This is a genomic window from Micromonospora haikouensis (genome assembly GCF_000876225.1).
GTDB classification, from domain to species: Bacteria; Actinomycetota; Actinomycetes; order Mycobacteriales; family Micromonosporaceae; genus Micromonospora; species Micromonospora haikouensis.
The window spans coordinates 1,943,447-1,959,714 of the sequence record NZ_JXSX01000003.1 but is presented as its reverse complement, the minus strand read 5'-3'; the positions used below and the strand labels follow the sequence as shown (position 1 = coordinate 1,959,714).

Genomic DNA, 16,268 nt, shown 5'->3' with positions numbered 1-16,268 from the left:
GGGTGGGGGGGCAGGGTCTGGTGGGTCAGGGTGGGGTGGGGCGGGCGGCCAGGACCAGGAGGAGTTCCGTGCGGGCGGTCGGGTCGGTCAGGTCGTCGCCGTACAGCTCGCGCAGGCGTCGGATGCGGTAGCTGACGGTCTGCGGGTGCACGTACAGCTCCGTGGCCACCTCCGCGCGCGAGCCCCAGTGCCGCAGCCAGCTGTGCAGGGTGGCCAGCAGGCTCTCCCGCTGCGCCGGGCGCAGGTGCGCCAGGGGCGCCAGTCGGCGGGCGGTGAGCACGGCCAGCGCGCCGGCCTCCCCGCGTAGGGTCAGCGCGATCAGGTGGTCGTCGACGAAGACCGGCCCCGGGTCGGCCCCGGCCGGTCCGGCGGTCAGCTCGGCGAGCCGGAGGGCCGCCGGCACCTGCGCCCAGCCCAGGGCCGGCCCCACCACCGCCCCGCGCCCCGCGAGGGCCTCGGCGAGCTGCGGTCGGGCGGAGCGCGGGCCGGCCCGCAGCAGCAGCACCGCGTCGCGTCCGCGTTCGACCACGAGGCCGTCCGCGCCGTAGCGGAACCGGGCGTCGCGGGCCTGCTCCAGCGGCAGCAGCACCGGCACCACCTCGTCGAGGTGCGGCCAGCCGATCCGGGCGGCGGCGGCCCCGACGGCGGCGGGCAGGCCGTCGCCGCGCAGCAGCAGCTCGGCGAGCTGCCGACGCCGCCGGTCGCCCTCCCCGGCCTGCTCGCGCAGTTGCAGGGCGTAGCCGTCGGTGCTCGCGGCGGCCAGCTCGTCGACGTACGCGGTGATCGCGTCGGACAGGTCGATCAGCTCGGCGGTGTCGACGGGGCGTAGCCGGGCCAGCGACTCCGACGCGGTGCGCAGCATCAGCCGCGCCGCCGTCCGTTGTGCCGCCAGCAGCGCCTCCGGCCCACGGTCCTCGCGCGCCTCGCCCGCGCCGAGCGCGACGAAGACGTCCCGCACGCGCGGCGGCAGGGCGGGCTCGGCGGTGCCGACGAGGTCGACGAAGCGCTCGAACGCGACCTGCACGGCGGTGCGCACGTCCCGGGCGAACTTGGCGTCGGAGATGGCGGCGAAGGCCGGGGTGGCCTCGGTGACCGCCGCGGCGACCGCCCCGACGGTGGCGGGCAGGTGGGGGCGCATCGCGGCGGACAGGTCGGCGGGGAGCCGCTGCCAGGGCGTGGCGGACGCGGTCATCCCGCGATTTTGTCACGGGGTGACAATCGGGGGCCCGATTCTCGCGTCCGGCGGGACGGTGTTCCGCCTCGGTCACCCGGCGACGATGGACCGCGACGGGCACCCCCGCCGATCCGCCGTGGCCCGACCGAGGAGAGCGCCGTGGAGCACCGCACGTCCCGCCAGCACGTCGTCGACATGTGCCGCACCATGCTCGCCCGCGGCTACCTCAAGGCCACGGAGGGCAACGTATCGGTCCGCGTCCCCGGCCACGAGCTGTACGCGGTCACCCCCAGCAACTACGACTACGACCGGATGCGCGTCGAGGACGTCTGCATCGTCGACTTCGCCGGCAAGCACGTGCCCGACGACTCCGGCACCGGTCTCGCGCCGTCGATCGAGTGCGGGATGCACGCCAACATCTACCGGCAGCGGCCGGACGTCAACGCGATCGTGCACACCCACCAGCCGTACGCCTCGGCGCTGGCCTTCCTGCGCCGGCCGATCCCGGCGCTGACCGACGAGCAGGTGCGCTTCCTCGGCAAGCGGGTCGCCATCGTCGACTACGCCCCGTCGGGCACCGGGTTCCTGGCGCGCAACGTGCAGAAGAAGGTCGCCGGCGGCGACAACGCGTTCATCATCGCCAACCACGGGATCGTCGCCCTCGGCACCGACCCGGACCGGGCGGTGTTCAACATGGCGTTGCTGGAGAAGGTGTCGATCGCCTACCTGCTGGCGCTGACCACCGAGACCGGCAAGGTCTACACGATCCCGACGGCGATCCGCGAGGTCGCCTTCGGCAAGCTGCGCGCCGACGAGAAGCGGATCGCCGCGCAGATCACCGAGGCGGTGCCGCCGCTGCGGGTGCCCACCGACGAGGAGCCGCCCAGCGCCGACGCGACGGCCGCCGCGCTCGCCGCCGCCGGCAGGAACACCGCCGCCGGCACGGAGAACAACGGCGAGGACAGCGCCGGCACGGTGAACGGCGGCGAGGCGGCCCGGCTCGGGTACGCGATCAGCGAGTACCCCGACGTCGACGACGTCATGCGCCGCCTGAAGGCGCTGGTCGCCCAGCCGATCCGCGGGCTGCGCCACGACGCGCTGCTCGACGTGCTCAACTACTACGACACCAAGTGCCGCGCCAGCCGGGAGATCACCGACCGGGCGAAGCGGCGCATCCCGGGCGGCGTGCAGCACAACCTGGCGTTCAACTATCCGTTCCCCCTCGCCATCGAGCGGGCCGAGGGCGCGCACCTGGTCGACCGCGACGGCAACACCTACATCGACTTCCTGCAGGCCGGCGGCCCGACGATCCTGGGCAGCAACTACGGGCCGGTCAACGAGCGCGTCGCGGAGGTGGTGCGGGCGTCCGGGCCGGTCACCGGCCTGTTCCACGAGTACGAGCTGAAGCTCGCCGAGATCATCCACCGGTACCTGCCGCACGTGGAGATGTACCGGTCGCTCGGCTCGGGCACCGAGGCGGTGATGGCCGCCGTGCGCGGGGCGCGGGCGTTCACCGGCAAGAAGATGGTGATCAAGGTCGGCGGCGCGTACCACGGGTGGTCCGACACGATGGTCTACGGCCTGCGGGTGCCCGGCACCTACCGGATGAACGCCAAGGGCATCCCCTTCGGCGCGACCAGCCGCACCCGGGAGGCGTTCCCGCACGACCTGGGGCAGCTGCGGCGCAAGCTGATCGAGAACCGGCTGCGGGGCGGCACGGCCGCCGTCGTGGTCGAGCCCGTCGGCCCGGAGTCCGGCACCCGGCCGGTGCCGCGCGACTTCAACGCCAAGGTACGCCAACTCTGCGACGAGTTCGGTGCGCTGCTGATCTTCGACGAGGTGGTCACCGGGTTCCGCCTCGGTCTGGGCGGCGCGGCCGGCTACTTCGGCGTCACCCCCGACCTGACGGTGCTGGGCAAGGCGGTCTCCGGCGGGTACCCGATGGCCGGCGGCGTCGGCGGTCGCGCCGACGTGATGGCGGTCTTCGGCTCCGGCCTGGACGGCAAGAGCGGCGCGCACATCCAGGTCGGCGGGACCCTGTCGGCGAACCCGCTGTCCTGCGCGGCCGGCTACTTCGCCATCGAGGAGATGGCCCGCACGAACGCGCCGGTCATCGCCGGGCGGGCCGGCGACCGGCTCACCCGGGGCCTGCAACGGCTCATCGACCGCTACGGCCTGCCGTACGTCGCCTACAACCAGGGCTCGATCGTGCACCTGGAGTGCAGCGGCGTCATGCTGCTGGACATGCGCCACCCGGTGAAGCTGCTCAAGGAGAACAAGGCCCGCAAGCGGCTGATGGAGCAGATGGGCGCGGCGTACGCTGCGCACGGCATCATCACCCTGGCCGGCTCGCGGATGTACACCTCGATGGCCGACACCGACGAGGTCATCGACGACGCGCTCGCGCGGTTCGACCAGGTGTTCGCGCTGGTCGAAGGGGTCTGAGCCGGTGGCAGGCACGGCACCGCAGGTGCTCGCGATCGACCTGGGCACCTCGGGGATGAAGGCGGCCCTCGTCGCCGCCGACGGCACCGTCACCGGCTGGGCCGAGCGGGCCGTGCCGCTGCGGGTGCTGCCCGGCGGCGGGGCCGAGCAGGATCCCCGCGCCTGGTGGGACGCGCTCGGGCAGGTGGTCGCCGACCTGGGCCGCGCCCACCCCGACCACCTGCGGGCGGTCACCGTGGTGTGCGCCTCCACCCAGGGCGAGGGGACCATCGCCGTCGACGCGGCCGGGGAGCCGCTGACGGCGTGCATCAGCTGGCTGGACATGCGGGGCGCGGCGAACCTGCGCCGCCAGTTCGGCGGCTTCCCCGCGTACCACGGGATGTCGGTGCGCCGGATCGCGCGCTGGCTGCGGCTCACCGGCGGCATGCCGTCGCCGACCGGCAAGGACCCGGCGGCGCACATGCTGCTGGTCCGCGACGAGATGCCGCAGGTGTACGCGCGCACCGCGTCGTTCCTCAACGTGCTCGACTGGATCAACCTGAAGCTGACCGGGCGGACGGTGGCCACCGTCGACTCGATCCTCACCTCGTGGGTGACCGACAACCGGCGGCCGGGCGACGTCCGCTACTCCCCCGCCCTGGTCGCCGACTGCGGCATCGACCGGGACAAGCTGCCGCCGATCGTCGCCTGCACCGACGTGATCGGCACGCTGTCGCCGGCCGCCGCCGCGCACCTGGGCCTGCCGGAGTCGGTGCGGGTGGTCGCCGGGGCCATCGACAACACGGCCGCCGCGATCGGGGCGGGCACGACCGGCGACAACGAGCCGCACCTGTATCTCGGCACCTCGTCGTGGGTCGCCGCGCACGTGCCGGCGAAGAAGACCGACGTGGTCGCCGGGATCGCCTCGGTGCCGTGCGCCATCCCCGACCGCTATTTGATGACCGCGCTGCAGGCCACCGCCGGGGCGAACCTGACCTGGCTGCGCGACAAGGTCGTCGAGTACGACGACCCACTGCTGGGCGCGGGGCACGTCAGCCGGGACGAGGGCACGATCTTCGACGCGTTCGACCGGATCATCCCGACGGTGCCGCCGGGGGCGAACGGCGTCATCTACACCCCGTGGCTCTACGGCGAACGCGCCCCGGTCGACGACCCGCACCTGCGCGCGGCGTTCCTCAACATCTCGCTGGACACCAACCGCTCCGACCTGCTGCGGGCGGTCTTCGAGGGCGTCGCGTTCAACACCCGCTGGCTGTTCCGGGCGGTCGACCGGTTCCTCGGCGCGCCGGTCACCTCGCTGGCGATCACCGGCGGCGGCGCGCTGTCGGACTCGTGGTGCCAGATCTTCGCCGACGTGCTCGGCGTCGAGATCCGGCGCGACGCGAACCCCCTGGCGGTCAACGCCCGGGGGGCGGGCTGGATCGGCGCGGTCGGCGCCGGGATGGTCGACTTCGCCGACCTGCCCGGCCTGATGCGCAGCGACCGCGTCTTCGCGCCGACGCCCGCGCACCGGGCCACGTACGACGAGATCTTCGCCGTCTACCGCCAGTTGCACGAGCGGCTGGCCCCGGTCTACCGGCGGCTGCACCGGTGACCTCCTCTCCGCCCCGCAGGGCGGAGGTATTTCCCGGGACGGGTTCCCGGGCGGCCACCAGGGGCAGGGCCGAGCCTTCGGGCCCGGCCCTGCCTGTGCGCGCACTCCCGGAGTGTCTACCAGCCCAAGCCGATCTGCACCCGCCAGCCGCTGCTCATGCCACGCACGCTCTCGCCCAGGTAGAGCCAAAGGTAGCCAGCCGCATCCCTCGCCACGATGTCCTGATGACCATCACGATCCCAATCGGCCACGTCGAACGGCGTGTAACCGTTCCAGCCCACACCGATCTGCGCCCGCGCAGCGCTACTCATGCCACGCACACTCTCACCCGGGTAGAGCCACAGGTAACCGGCGGTGTCCTTCGCCACGATGTCCTGATGACCATCACGATCCCAATCGGCGATCCCGAACGGCGTGTAACCATTCCAGCCCACACCAATCTGCACCCGCCAGGCACTACTCATGCCACGCACACTCTCACCCGGGTAGAGCCACAGGTAACCGGCGGTGTCCTTCGCCACGATGTCCTGATGACCATCACGATCCCAGTCCGCGATCCCGAACGGCGTGTAACCACTCCAGCCCACACCAATCTGCACCCGCCAGGCACTACTCATGCCACGCACACTCTCACCCGGGTAGAGCCACAGGTAACCAGCCCCATCCCTCGCCACGATGTCCTGATGACCATCACGATCCCAATCGGCGATCCCGAACGGCGTGTAGGACCCAGACAAGGCCGCCATGGTGTTCTCGGTCTCAGCGGTCTGGGCACGGTCGGCAGCATTCGCCGGCGCGGCTACGAACGTGCCACCGAGAACAGCGGCGAGAACAGCACGTGCCAGGACGTGAGCGAGTCGCCCGCTTCTCCCATGTGTGAGTCGTCTCACAAGCACCTCCCGAGGATTCGAAGGCAACGGGTACCACTCCCGCAACCCGACTCCCAGCGTGAGCGTCCGGCGACTGTCCGGCGGTTTCCCGGAAAGGTGGGAAACCGTTGGGCAACTGGCCACAGGCGGCGTTCGCACGTCCCGGCCCGGACAATTCGGGGCCGCCGTCAGCGCCGTGCGGCAGTCCGACGGCAACGTGGCCCGTGTTCGCGGGAACCCCGCCGCAGCGCCCTCGGCCGCGCGCAGGGGACCTGAAGCGAACCGTAAGCGCGATCCGGCAGGGTGTGGGGTGTCACCACGAGCGCCACCGACACGGGAGCCCCGATGCGCAAGCTGATCAACTCGACCTACGTCACCCTCGACGGCGTGATCGAGAACCCGATGTGGACCATGCCGTACTTCGACGACGAGGCCAGCGCCTTCGCCGGGGCGCAGACCGACGCCGCCGACGCGGTGCTGATGGGTCGCGTCACGTACGACGGCATGTCCGTCGCCTGGCCGGCCCAGGACGAGAGCGACCCGACCCCCGGCGCCGCCTACTTCAACAACGTCCGCAAGTATGTCGCCTCGACCACGCTGACCGACCCCGCCTGGAACGACACGCGGGTGCTCCGGGGCGACCTGGTGGCGGAGGTCCGCAAGCTCAAGGCCCAGGAGGGCAGGGACATCATCCAGTACGGCTTCGGCTCGGTCACCGCGCAGCTGGTCGCGGCGGGGCTGGTGGACGAGGTGCGGTTCTGGATCCACCCCGTCCTCACCGGCGGTGCCAGCATGACGACGCCCCTGGCCGACTTCACGGCGTCGTTCGAGCTGATCGACACCAGGGTCATGAAGAGCGGCGTGGTCATCGCCTCGTACCGGCCAGGGCCGGTCGGGTGACGGCCGCCCCGGCCTGGGCCCGGGCCTCGCCCGGGCCCAGCCGCCCACCCTCGGCGAAAAGGTGCCCGGCCACCCGGTCGGTCTCGGCCAGGGTCGGCGCGATCGCCGCCGGGTCGGCCGGGGTCGAGAACGTCCAGTAGTGCAGCCCGAGTTTCATCTCCACACCTCCGGGTCGAGCCTAGTGGCGACCGAGCCGTCGCACTGGGTGGGAACGATTCGACGGTTCTGGGCCGGTATCCGGTAGTCTCCCGTTACCAGGCCGAGAGGCGCTGCGACGGGCCCGGCCCGCCACGCTCGACCTGGGAGCATGTGGACCAAGGGCGCCTCCGAGACTTCGGGGGTGGTCGGTGTGGTTTCGTCCGTCGACGGTTCAGGTGCGGTTGCGGCGCTGCGGCGGCTGCTGGCCGAGCGCATCGTGGTGCTCGACGGCGCCTGGGGCACGATGCTGCAGGGCGCGAAGCTCTCCCCCGCCGACTACCGGGGCGACCTGATCGGCGACGACCATCCCCGCGACGTCACCGGCGACCCCGACCTGCTCAACCTGACCCGCCCCGACCTGATCCTGGACGTGCACCGGCAATACCTCGCGGCCGGGGCCGACATCACCACCACCAACACGTTCACCGCCACGAGCATCGGGCAGGCCGACTATGGCCTGGAGGCGCTGGCACGCGAAATGAACGTGCGCGGCGCGCAGCTCGCCCGGCAGGCCGCGGACGAGGCGGGCGGGCGGTTCGTCGCCGGCTCCGTCGGCCCGCTCAACGTCACCCTGTCGCTGTCGCCGCGGGTGGAGGATCCGGCGTACCGGGCGGTCACGTTCGACGACGTCAAGGCCGCGTACGCGGAGCAGATGGCGGCGCTGACCGAGGGCGGGGTCGACCTGCTGCTGGTGGAGACGATCTTCGACACGCTCAACGCGAAGGCGGCGATCGCGGCGGCCCGCGAGGCGGCCCCCCACCTGCCGCTGTGGATCTCCGTCACGGTGGTGGACCTGAGCGGCCGCACGCTGTCGGGGCAGACGGTGGAGGCGTTCTGGCGCTCCGTCGCGCACGCCGAGCCGCTGGTCGTCGGCGTCAACTGCGCGCTCGGCGCGGCGGAGATGCGCCCGCACGTGGCGGAGCTGTCCCGGCTGGCCGGCACCTATGTCGCCGCGCACCCCAACGCCGGGCTGCCCAACGCGTTCGGCGGCTACGACCAGACGCCGGAGGAGATCGGCGCGCTGCTCGGCGGCTTCGCCGGTGACGGCCTGGTCAACATCGTCGGCGGCTGCTGCGGGACGACCCCGCCGCACATCGCCGGGATCGCGGCGGCGGTGCGGGGCATGTCGCCACGGCCGGTCGCCCGGGAGACCCCGGCGACCCGGTTCAGCGGCCTGGAGCCGTTCACCATCGGGCCGGACACCGGGTTCGTGATGATCGGCGAGCGCACCAACGTGACCGGCTCGGCGCGGTTCCGCCGGCTCATCGAGGCCGACGACCACCAGGGCGCGGTCGACGTGGCCGTCGAGCAGGTGCGCGGCGGCGCGAACCTGCTGGACGTCAACATGGACGCCGACCTGCTCGACAGCGAGCGGGCGATGACCACGTTCCTCAACCTGATCGCCACCGAGCCCGAGGTGGCCCGGATCCCCATCATGATCGACAGCTCCCGGTGGAGCGTGCTCGAAGCGGGCCTGAAGTGCGTGCAGGGCAAGGGCGTGGTCAACTCGATCAGCCTGAAGGAGGGCGAGGAGCCGTTCCTCGCCCAGGCCCGGACGATCCGCGACTACGGCGCGGGCGTCGTGGTGATGGCCTTCGACGAGCAGGGCCAGGCCGACACCACCGAGCGCAAGGTCCAGATCTGCGGGCGGGCGTACGACCTGCTGGTGGGCAAGGCCGGCTTCGCCCCCGAGGACATCATCTTCGACCCGAACGTGCTGGCCGTGGCCACCGGCATCGCCGAGCACAACGGCTACGCGAAGGCGTTCATCGACGCCCTGCCGCTGATCAAGGCCCGCTGCCCCGGCGCGCGCACCAGCGGCGGCATCTCCAACCTGTCGTTCGCGTTCCGCGGCAACGACGTGGTGCGCGAGGCGATGCACTCGGCGTTCCTGTTCCACGCCGTGCGGGCGGGGCTGGACATGGGCATCGTCAACGCCGGCCAGCTCGGCGTCTACGAGAACATCCCGGCGGACCTGCTCGAACTGGTCGAGGACGTCATCTTCGACCGCCGGCCCGACGCCACCGACCGGCTGGTCACCTTCGCGTCCACGGTGACCGGGTCGGGCACCAAGCGGGAGGTCGACCTGTCCTGGCGGGCCGCGCCCGTCGCCGAGCGGCTCACGCACGCGCTGGTGCACGGCATCGTCGACCACGTCGAGGCCGACACCGAGGAGGCCCGGCTGCTGTTCGACCGGCCCCTCGACGTCATCGAGGGCCCGCTGATGGACGGCATGAAGGTCGTCGGCGACCTGTTCGGCGCGGGCAAGATGTTCCTGCCGCAGGTGGTCAAGAGCGCCCGGGTGATGAAGCGGTCGGTGGCCTACCTCGAGCCGTACATGACCAAGGAGCGGGCCGCCGGGCAGGGCCAGGGCAAGGTCGTCCTCGCCACCGTCAAGGGCGACGTGCACGACATCGGAAAGAACATCGTCGGCGTCGTGCTCGGCTGCAACAACTACGAGGTCGTCGACCTGGGCGTGATGGTGCCGGCCGCGCGGATCCTGGACACCGCCGTGGCCGAGGGCGCCGACGCGATCGGCCTGTCGGGGCTGATCACGCCGTCGCTGGACGAGATGGTCGCCGTCGCGGGCGAGATGCAGCGCCGAGGGCTGCGGGTCCCGCTGCTCATCGGCGGCGCGACCACGTCCCGGCAGCACACGGCGGTGCGCATCGCCCCCGCGTACGAGGGGCCGACGGTCCACGTGCTCGACGCGTCCCGGGTCGTCGGCGTGGTCTCCGACCTGCTCGACGCCGACCGGGCGCAGACCCTCGACACGGCCAACCGGGCCGAGCAGGAGCGGCTACGCGAGCAGCACGCCAACCGGCACGCCCAGCCGCTGCTCACCCTCGCCGAGGCCCGCGCCAACCGCGAGCGGGTCGACTTCGCCGACCTGCCGGTGCCCGCGTTCACCGGCGTACGCGTCGTCGAGCCGTCCCTCACCGAGCTGCGCGAGATGATCGACTGGCAGTTCCTGTTCCTGGCCTGGGAGCTGAAGGGCAAGTTCCCGGCGATCCTCGACCAGCCCGTCGCCCGCGAGCTGTACGACGACGCCAACACCCTGCTGGACGCGATCATCGCCGACGGGTCGCTGCGCGCCCGGGGCGCGTACGGCTTCTGGACGGCGCACGCCGAGGGCGACGACATCGTCCTCGACGACGCCGGGGTGCGCCTGCCGATGCTGCGGCAGCAGACCGCCAAGCCCACCGGCCGGGCCAACCGGTGCCTCGCCGACTACGTCGCGCCGGCCGGCGACCACCTGGGCGGCTTCGCGGTGGCGGTGCACGGCGCGGAGGAGCTGGCCGCCCGCTACGAGGCCGAGCACGACGACTACCGCGCCATCATGGTCAAGGCGCTGGCCGACCGGCTCGCCGAGGCGTTCGCCGAGCACCTGCACCTGCGGGCCCGCCGCGACTGGTTCGAGCCCGACGCCGCCCCGGCGCTGGCGGACCTGCACGCCGAGCGGTTCCGGGGCATCCGACCCGCGCTGGGCTACCCGGCCAGCCCGGACCACAGCGAGAAGCGGGACCTGTTCGACCTGCTCGGCGCGGAGACGCTGGGCATCGGCCTGACGGAGTCGTACGCGATGACGCCCGCGGCCGCCGTCAGCGGACTCATCTTCGCCCACCCCGACTCGCGGTACTTCACGGTCGGGCGGATCGGCCGCGACCAGGCCGAGGACTACGCGGCGCGGCGTCGCGTCGCCCTCGCCGAGGTCGAACGCTGGCTGCGCCCGAACCTCGCCTACGAGCCGTGACCGGCGCGGCCGGGCCCGCCGTCGAGCGGGCCCGGCCGGCGCGGGGTCAGCCGCCGTCGACCGGGCGGAACGGCGGGACGTGGTGCCGGGCGCGGGCGGTGCGGTTGGTGGTGGTGCAGATCGCGTCGAACATGGTCCGGCCGAGGACCGCGTGCGCCCGCACCGCCGGGTGGGTCGACCCGTAGTTGTCCAGGTCGCCGAGGGAGTCGGCGAACAGCGCGTACGTCAGGGTGGGCGCGCCCGCCGGGTCGAACATGATGCCGGCCTCGTGCCGGGCCGCGCCCAGGTCGTCGTAGTCGGCGCCGTACTTGGTGGCGACCCGGCTGCGCTCGGCCGAGGACATGGTGTGCCGGATGCCGTCGTGGTAGCCGTTGATCCAGCGCAGGATGCCGAGCAGGAAGTCGGCGGACCGGGGGCTCACGATGGTCTTGTTGGCCAACCGCCACAGCAGGTCGTGGGTCTCGCGGGGCGTGGTGACGCCGAGGTAGAACCGGTTCGGGTTGGCGACGGGCTCGACCCGGGTGTGGGTGAATCCCTTCGCGGCGAGGATGTCGTTGATCTCCAGCGCCGGCACCACCCGGCCGCACATCCGCACCGCCGTGTTGTCGGAGACGAGCAGCATCGCGGTGAGGAAGTTGGCGACGGTGACCTGGTCGCCCCAGACGGTCTGCAGGAAGTAGATGCCGCTGCCGCCGAGGATGATGTCGGCGGTCAGGTCGAGCCGCTGGTCCAGCTGCAGCTGCCCGCGATCGATCTTGTCCATCACCGCGACGGCGACGGCGAGCTTCTGCACGCTGTAGCCGTGCGTGACGCGGTCGGCGTCGTCGGCCACGACCGTGGCGAGCGCGCCGGAGCCGTCGACCATCGCGATGTGCGAGTGCCATACGCCGCCGGCCGCGGCCTTCTGCTGCAGATAGGTCTGCCGGATCACCTCGGCTCTGCTGCGGGTGCGGATCCCCGTGGCCGGGTCGGCCGGCGCCCGGCTCTCGGCGGCGGCGGGTCGGCCGGTGGCGGCGAGCGCGGCGGCGGCCGCGCCCAGCCCGATCGCGGCCCGACGGGTGACGTTGCTGGTCATGTGAACCTCCCCAGTGGTCGGCCACGATGGTCTCAGACGTGTCGATCGGCCGGCGTCCCGGCAGGCCGGCACCCTGCCGGCGGGCCCGGGTCCGAAGTGGTCGGAGCTGTTACGAGAACGTGACCCCGGCATTTCCCGAAACATGTTGACCAAGGCTGATGTGAGCGCTAACACTGACCGGGGCGTGGACACGCTCCGCACTTTCGGCACGAGGTCCTGGGAGGGAAGCCTGTGTCCAGAAGATTCTTGATGGCACTCGGCAGCGCCGTGCTGGCGCTCAGCATCGCGGCGTGCAGCGGCGAGGGGGCCGGCGGAGGCGGCGACACCGCCGACAAGAAGCCCACCGACCTGACCATCGGCGTCTCGATGCCGACGCAGACCTCGGAGCGGTGGATCGCCGACGGCAACTCGGTGAAGGAGAAACTGCAGGCCAAGGGCTACAAGGTCGACCTGCAGTACGCCGGGGACGACATCCCCACCCAGTCGCAGCAGATCGACCAGATGATCACGCAGGGCGCGGACGTCCTGATCATCGCGGCGATCGACGGCACGGCGCTCACCGGCCAGCTCCAGGCCGCCGCCCAGGCCAAGATCCCGGTCATCTCCTACGACCGGCTCATCCTCGGCAGCCCCAACGTCGACTTCTACGTCAGCTTCGACAACTACAAGGTCGGCGTCGCCCAGGCCACCGCGCTGCTCGTCGGCCTCGGCCTGCAGAACAAGGACGGATCCAAGGGCACGGCGACCGGTCCGTTCACCATCGAGCTGTTCGCCGGCTCGCTCGACGACAACAACACGCAGTACTTCTTCGGCGGGGCGATGGACACCCTCAAGCCGTTCTTCGACAACGGCACGCTGAAGGTGAAGTCCGGCCAGACGAAGATCGAGCAGGCCGCCACCCTCCGGTGGCAGCAGGGGGTCGCCCAGACGCGGATGGAGGACCTGCTGACGTCGAGCTACAACGACGGGTCCACGGTGGACGGCGTGCTGTCGCCGTACGACGGGATCTCCCGGGGCATCATCACCGCCCTGCAGAACGCCGGCTACGGCTCGGGCAAGAAGAAGCTGCCGGTGGTGACCGGTCAGGACGCCGAGATCGCCTCGATCAAGCTCATCAACGACGGCGTGCAGAGCTCCACCGTCTTCAAGGACACCCGGCTGCTGGCCGAGCAGGCCGCCATCGCCGCCGAGGCGTTCCTGCAGGAGAAGCAGCCGCAGGCCAACGACACCACCACCTACAACAACAAGGTCAAGGTCGTCCCGGCGTACCTGCTACCGATCCAGACCGTCTTCAAGGACGACATCAAGTCCGTCCTCGTCGACTCCGGCTACTGGACGGCCGAGGAGGTCGCCGCCGGGCAGGCCAAGAAGTAACCCGGTCTCCGTCGGGCCCGGGCGGTCGCCCGGGCCCGACGGACGCCGGCCCGGCCGGCGACGCCCCCGACGAACCCGAACAGCGGGAGGATGCCCGTGAGCGACACCATCCTCGAGATGCGCACCATCACCAAGACGTTCCCCGGGGTGGCGGCGCTCCAGGACGTCTCGATCACCGTGCGGCGCGGCGAGATCCACGCCATCTGCGGCGAGAACGGCGCCGGCAAGTCCACCCTGATGAAGGTGCTGTCGGGGGTGTACCCGTCGGGCAGCTACGACGGCGAGATCGTCTTCGACGGCCACCCCGTGCACTTCCGCGGCATCCGCGACAGCGAGGCCCACGGCATCGTCATCATCCACCAGGAACTCGCCCTGGTGCCGCACCTGTCGATCGCCGAGAACATCTTCCTCGGCAACGAGCGGCGCGGACGCAGCGGCCTCATCGACTGGAACCGCGCCAACGCCGACGCGACGGCCCTGCTGGAATCCGTCGGCCTGCGCGAGAACGCCGTGACGCCGATCGCGGCGCTCGGCGTCGGCAAGCAGCAGCTCGTCGAGATCGCCAAGGCGCTGTCGAAGAAGGTGAAGCTGCTCATCCTGGACGAGCCGACCGCCGCCCTCAACGACGTCGACTCGGCGCACCTGCTCGACCTGCTGCGACGGCTGCGCGACCAGGGCATCACCTGCATCATGATCTCGCACAAGCTGGGCGAGATCACCGCGATCGCCGACTCGATCACCGTCCTGCGCGACGGGCGCACGGTCGAGCGGCTCGACGTGCGCTCCGGCGAGGTGACCCAGGACCGGATCATCCGCGGCATGGTCGGGCGCGACCTGCACAGCTTCTACCCCGACCGGGTGTCGTCCCCCGGCGAGGAGGTGCTGCGGGTGGAGAACTGGACGGTGCGCCACCCCACCCAGGACCGCACGGTGGTCGACGACGTCGGCTTCACCGTCCGCGCCGGCGAGGTCGTCGGCATCGCCGGGCTCATGGGGGCCGGGCGCACCGAGCTGGCCATGAGCATCTTCGGCCGGTCGTACGGGCGCGACATCAGCGGCCGGCTCTTCCTGCGCGGCCGCCCGATCCGGGCGCGCACGGTCGCCGAGGCGATCGGCAACGGCATCGCGTACGCCACGGAGGACCGCAAGCGGTACGGCCTCAACCTGATCGACGACATCCGCCACAACGTCTCGGCGGCGGCGCTGCGCAAGCTCGCCCGCCTCGGCTGGGTGCACGACAACGAGGAGATCCGGGTCGCCGAGGCCAGCCGCCGCGACATGAACATCAAGGCGCCCAGCGTCATGGCGACGGTCGGCAAGCTCTCCGGCGGCAACCAGCAGAAGGTCGTCCTGTCGAAGTGGCTGTTCACCGACCCGGACGTGCTGATCCTCGACGAGCCGACGCGCGGCATCGACGTCGGGGCGAAGTTCGAGATCTACACGATCGTCAACCGGCTCGTGGCGCAGGGCAAGGCGGTCGTGCTCATCTCCTCCGAGCTGCCGGAGCTGCTCGGGATGTGCGACCGCATCTACACGCTCGCGGCGGGCCGGCTCACCGGCGAACTGCCGGCGGGCGAGGCCACCCAGGAGAAGCTCATGCAGCTCATGGCGAAGGACAAGGAACCGGCCTGATGACCGACATCAAATCCTCCTCCCCCGGGCAGCGCCCGTCGGCCGACGAGGCCGCCCCCGCCCGCGCCCTGCACACCGGCATCAGCGACCCGCGTACGCTGATCATGCGCAACCTGCGCCAGAGCGGCATCTTCGTCGCCCTCGTGGTCATCGTCGCGCTCTTCGCGGTGCTGACCGACGGCGTCTCGCTGAGCCCGGGCAACATCACCAACATCGTCCTGCAGTACTCCTACATCCTCGTGCTCGCCATCGGCATGGTCATCGTGATCATCGGCGGGCACATCGACCTGTCGGTCGGCTCGGTGGTCGCGCTCACCGGCGCGGTCTCCGCGGTGCTCGTCATCCAGCAGGGCCACCCGTGGTGGCTCGGCGTGCTGGCCGCGTTGGCCGTCGGCCTCGCCGTCGGTGCCTGGCACGGCTTCTGGGTCGCCTACGCCGGCATTCCCGCCTTCATCGTGACCCTCGCCGGCATGCTGCTGTTCCGCGGCCTCACCCTGCGGGTGCTGGACAACATCTCGCTGTCGCCGTTCCCGGCCGAATACCAGCAGATCGCGGCGGGCTTCCTCAACGGGCTGCTCGGCGGGCAGGGCTTCGACGCGTTCACTCTGCTCATCGGCGCGGTGGCGGTCGCCGGGTACGCGGTCGGCGGCTTCCGCACCCGGGTGGCGCGCATCCGCTACCAGCAGCCGGTCGAGTCGTTCCCGCTGTTCGTCGCCCGGGTCGTGCTGGTGGGCGCGGTCGTCATGTACTTCGCCTGGCAGCTGGCGCACGCCCGGGGCCTGCCGATCGTGCTGATCGTCCTCGCGGTGCTCGTCCTCGCGTACGGGCTGCTGACCCGGCGCACCGTGTTCGGCCGCCAGGTCTACGCGATCGGCGGCAACCTTCCCGCCGCCATGCTCTCCGGGGTGAAGGTGAAGACCGTCAACTTCTGGGTCTTCGTCAACATGGGCTTCCTGTCGGCCGTGGCGGGGATCATCTACTCGTCGCGCTCCAACGGGGCGCAGCCGGCCGCCGGCAACATGTTCGAGCTGGACGCGATCGCGGCGGCGTTCATCGGCGGCGCGGCGGTCACCGGCGGGGTCGGCACGGTCGTGGGCGCGATGGTCGGCGGCCTCATCATGGCCGTGATGAGCAACGGCATGCAGCTCATGGGCGTCGACCAGTCGATGCAGTCGGTGGTGAAGGGCCTGGTGCTGCTCGTCGCCGTCGCGTTCGACGTCTACAACAAGCGCCGCGCCGGGTCGGCCCGCTGA

At 71.5% G+C, this 16,268-nt stretch carries 11 protein-coding genes; 7 read left to right on the top strand and 4 right to left on the bottom strand.

Features of this window, described 5'->3' with window-relative positions:
* Window positions 1-25 precede the first annotated feature (25 nt).
* The gene (locus tag TK50_RS29705; RefSeq protein ID WP_043968864.1) at window positions 26-1,192 is read right to left on the bottom strand and encodes a PucR family transcriptional regulator; all 1,167 of its coding nucleotides are present in this window, start codon (window positions 1,190-1,192) and stop codon (window positions 26-28) included.
* A 141-nt stretch (window positions 1,193-1,333) separates the two neighbouring features.
* Here TK50_RS29705 and TK50_RS29700 point away from each other — a divergent pair, with 141 nt between their 5' ends.
* Together TK50_RS29700 and TK50_RS29695 are read left to right on the top strand one after the other, a co-directional pair.
* Entirely contained in the window at window positions 1,334-3,619 is a 2,286-nt protein-coding gene (locus TK50_RS29700; protein WP_043968863.1) for an aminotransferase class III-fold pyridoxal phosphate-dependent enzyme, read from the top strand.
* A 4-nt stretch (window positions 3,620-3,623) separates the two neighbouring features.
* Window positions 3,624-5,213: a xylulokinase gene (locus TK50_RS29695; RefSeq protein WP_043968862.1), complete on the top strand. Its 1,590-nt coding sequence runs from the start codon at window positions 3,624-3,626 to the stop codon at window positions 5,211-5,213.
* 116 nt (window positions 5,214-5,329) lie between these two features.
* On the opposite strand, the gene TK50_RS29690 is transcribed toward TK50_RS29695, so the two are convergent.
* Window positions 5,330-5,950: an FG-GAP repeat domain-containing protein gene (locus tag TK50_RS29690; protein ID WP_158499206.1), complete on the bottom strand. Its 621-nt coding sequence runs from the start codon at window positions 5,948-5,950 to the stop codon at window positions 5,330-5,332.
* Window positions 5,951-6,427: 477 nt separating this feature from the next.
* On the opposite strand from TK50_RS29690, the gene TK50_RS29685 reads away from it, so the two are divergent.
* The gene (locus TK50_RS29685; protein WP_043968861.1) at window positions 6,428-6,982 is read left to right on the top strand and encodes a dihydrofolate reductase family protein; all 555 of its coding nucleotides are present in this window, start codon (window positions 6,428-6,430) and stop codon (window positions 6,980-6,982) included.
* Here the strand turns inward: TK50_RS29685 and TK50_RS34590 are convergent.
* The gene (locus TK50_RS34590) at window positions 6,948-7,139 is read right to left on the bottom strand and encodes a hypothetical protein (protein ID WP_043968860.1); all 192 of its coding nucleotides are present in this window, start codon (window positions 7,137-7,139) and stop codon (window positions 6,948-6,950) included. The genes TK50_RS29685 and TK50_RS34590 overlap by 35 nt on opposite strands.
* 150 nt (window positions 7,140-7,289) lie before the next feature.
* Here TK50_RS34590 and metH point away from each other — a divergent pair, with 150 nt between their 5' ends.
* Window positions 7,290-10,934, top strand: a complete 3,645-nt coding sequence (gene metH / locus TK50_RS29675) for a methionine synthase (RefSeq protein WP_277814349.1) — start codon at window positions 7,290-7,292, stop codon at window positions 10,932-10,934.
* A gap of 46 nt (window positions 10,935-10,980) precedes the next feature.
* Here metH and TK50_RS29670 read toward each other — a convergent pair whose 3' ends face one another.
* Window positions 10,981-12,009 (bottom strand): serine hydrolase, encoded by a 1,029-nt coding sequence (locus TK50_RS29670; protein WP_043968859.1) that lies wholly within the window; start codon window positions 12,007-12,009, stop codon window positions 10,981-10,983.
* Between the two features lie 249 nt (window positions 12,010-12,258).
* Here TK50_RS29670 and chvE point away from each other — a divergent pair, with 249 nt between their 5' ends.
* The 3 genes from chvE to mmsB all read left to right on the top strand — a co-directional run bounded on the left by chvE (window position 12,259) and on the right by mmsB (window position 16,268).
* Window positions 12,259-13,383, top strand: coding sequence for a multiple monosaccharide ABC transporter substrate-binding protein (chvE, locus tag TK50_RS29665; protein ID WP_144420432.1), 1,125 nt, complete (start codon window positions 12,259-12,261; stop codon window positions 13,381-13,383).
* A gap of 96 nt (window positions 13,384-13,479) precedes the next feature.
* Entirely contained in the window at window positions 13,480-15,015 is a 1,536-nt protein-coding gene (gene mmsA / locus TK50_RS29660) for a multiple monosaccharide ABC transporter ATP-binding protein (protein ID WP_043968857.1), read from the top strand.
* Complete coding sequence (mmsB, locus tag TK50_RS29655; protein ID WP_043968856.1) at window positions 15,015-16,268, top strand: multiple monosaccharide ABC transporter permease; 1,254 nt, start codon at window positions 15,015-15,017, stop codon at window positions 16,266-16,268. The genes mmsA and mmsB overlap by 1 nt, the downstream gene beginning before the upstream one ends.

Excerpts from the sequence above, each read along its gene's own strand:
- mmsB (WP_043968856.1), top strand. The coding sequence starts at position 15,015 with ATGACCGACATCAAATCCTCCTCCCCCGGGCAGCGCCCGTCGGCCGAC.
- TK50_RS29670 (WP_043968859.1), bottom strand. The coding sequence starts at position 12,009 with ATGACCAGCAACGTCACCCGTCGGGCCGCGATCGGGCTGGGCGCGGCC.
- TK50_RS29705 (WP_043968864.1), bottom strand. The coding sequence starts at position 1,192 with ATGACCGCGTCCGCCACGCCCTGGCAGCGGCTCCCCGCCGACCTGTCC.
- TK50_RS34590 (WP_043968860.1), bottom strand. The coding sequence starts at position 7,139 with ATGAAACTCGGGCTGCACTACTGGACGTTCTCGACCCCGGCCGACCCG.
- chvE (WP_144420432.1), top strand. The coding sequence starts at position 12,259 with ATGGCACTCGGCAGCGCCGTGCTGGCGCTCAGCATCGCGGCGTGCAGC.
- TK50_RS29685 (WP_043968861.1), top strand. The coding sequence starts at position 6,428 with ATGCGCAAGCTGATCAACTCGACCTACGTCACCCTCGACGGCGTGATC.
- metH (WP_277814349.1), top strand. The coding sequence starts at position 7,290 with ATGTGGACCAAGGGCGCCTCCGAGACTTCGGGGGTGGTCGGTGTGGTT.